We start from the raw sequence: 1,751 nt of genomic DNA, 5'->3' as shown, positions 1-1,751 counted from the left end.
CTCCTGCCGCGCCCCGACCGGCCCGCCCCGCAGGTCAGCGCGGGCTCAACCGCGCCGTCCCGCCTGTCCGGAAAGGCCATTGACGTAGGCGTACGGGTCACGAAGGATCACCGCGTGACGAACACCGAACAGCTCCCGCCCACCTCCGGACCGGACCGCCCCATGGCCCTGATCACCGGCGTCGGCCGCAGCATCGGTATCGGCGCGGGCATCGCGCGCCGGCTCGCGGCCACCGGCTGGGACGTCGCCTTCACCTACTGGACGCCGTACGACCGCCGCATGAACTGGGGCGCCGAGCCGGGGGCCGCCGCGTCCATCGAGAAGGAGCTGGCGGAGGCCGGGGCCCGGACGGTGGCGATCGAGGCGGACCTGACCGACCCCGACGCGCCGACGCGCGTCTTCGACGCGGCGGAACAGCACCACGGCGGGCCGGTGACCGCGCTCGTCCTCTCGCACGCGGAGTCGGTGGACTCGGGACTGCTCGACACCACCGTGGAGGCGTTCGACCGGCACTTCGCGGTGAACTCCCGGGCCAGCTGGCTGCTGATCCGCGAGTACGGGCTCCGCTTCCGCAGCGCGCCCGGCACCGCGACCGGCCGGATCGTCGCGCTCACCAGCGACCACACCGTGGGCAACCTTCCCTACGGGGCGAGCAAGGGGGCCCTGGACCGCATCACGCTGGCCGCCGCGCACGAGCTGGCCCACCTCGGCGTGACCGCGAACGTCGTCAACCCCGGGCCGGTGGACACCGGCTGGATGAACGACGCGCTGCGCGAGACCCTGGTGCGGGGCACCCCGCTCGGCCGGCTCGGCACCCCGCTGGACACCGCCCACCTGGTGGGATTCCTGTGCTCCCCCGAAGGCCAGTGGGTCAACGGCCAGTTGCTGAAGAGCAACGGCGGCGCGGCCTCCTAGGGCCCCATCCGTACCGCCGATCGCCGGGGCGCGAACCGGTACCTCACGTCAAGGCGTCCGAGCAGGACGTAACGTCTAATCTGGCGTGGTCCATGTAGTGCACAGGGGGTCGTATGCACAACGAAGACAGGGCCGGCAGAGCGGGCGACGGGGCCGGAGAGCCCGAGGACCGCCGGTCGGGCGACGACCCCCGGCGGCCGGACGCCGTGGCGCCGCAGGTGTGGCCGAGCACGCCACCGCCGCACGGCGCTCCGCCCTCCCCCCGGACCGTGATCGACGGCCGCTACGAGCTGCTGGAGCCGATCGGCAGCGGCGGGATGGGCGAGGTCTGGAAGGCGCATGACCGGCGGCTGCGCCGGTTCGTCGCCGTGAAGGGGCTGCTCGACCGCAACTCGATGACCGCCGCCACGCAGACGGCGGCGCTGCAACGGGCGCGGCGCGAGGCGGAGGCCATCGCCAAGATCGAGCACCAGAACGTGGTGACGGTCCACGACCAGGTCGAGACCGACAACCAGGTCTGGATCGTGATGAAGCTGCTCGAAGCGAGGTCCCTGGGGGACCTGTTGAGCGGCGACGGGGTCCTCGCCGTGCCGAGGGCGGCGACCATCGGCCTCCAGGTCCTCCAGGGCCTGCAAGCGGTCCACGCGGCATCGGTCGTCCACCGCGACGTGAAGCCGGGCAACGTCCTCGTCCGCGACGACGGCCTCGCGATCCTGGTGGACTTCGGGATCGCCACCTTCGAGGGCGCGGACCGGGTGACCCGGTCCGGGAGCGTCATCGGCACCTCCTCCTACCTGGCACCCGAACTCTTCGCCCCCGCCTCCCCGGGCCCCACC

General features: G+C 73.0%; 2 protein-coding genes. Both read left to right on the top strand.

The window, feature by feature from the left end:
- The first annotated feature begins 114 nt into the window (after positions 1-114).
- Positions 115-915 (top strand): SDR family oxidoreductase, encoded by an 801-nt coding sequence (locus HET64_RS38365; protein ID WP_215111839.1) that lies wholly within the window; start codon positions 115-117, stop codon positions 913-915.
- A 113-nt stretch (positions 916-1,028) separates the two neighbouring features.
- The coding region (locus HET64_RS38360; protein ID WP_215111838.1) for a serine/threonine-protein kinase at positions 1,029-1,751 on the top strand (723 nt) is incomplete at its 3' end.

Origin of the sequence: Streptomyces sp. McG3 (genome assembly GCF_018619185.1) — a bacterium.
In the GTDB taxonomy this organism is placed as follows: domain Bacteria; phylum Actinomycetota; class Actinomycetes; order Streptomycetales; family Streptomycetaceae; genus Streptomyces.
Note: the sequence above shows the minus strand (reverse complement) of the source record. Positions and strands in the feature narration are given on the sequence as shown.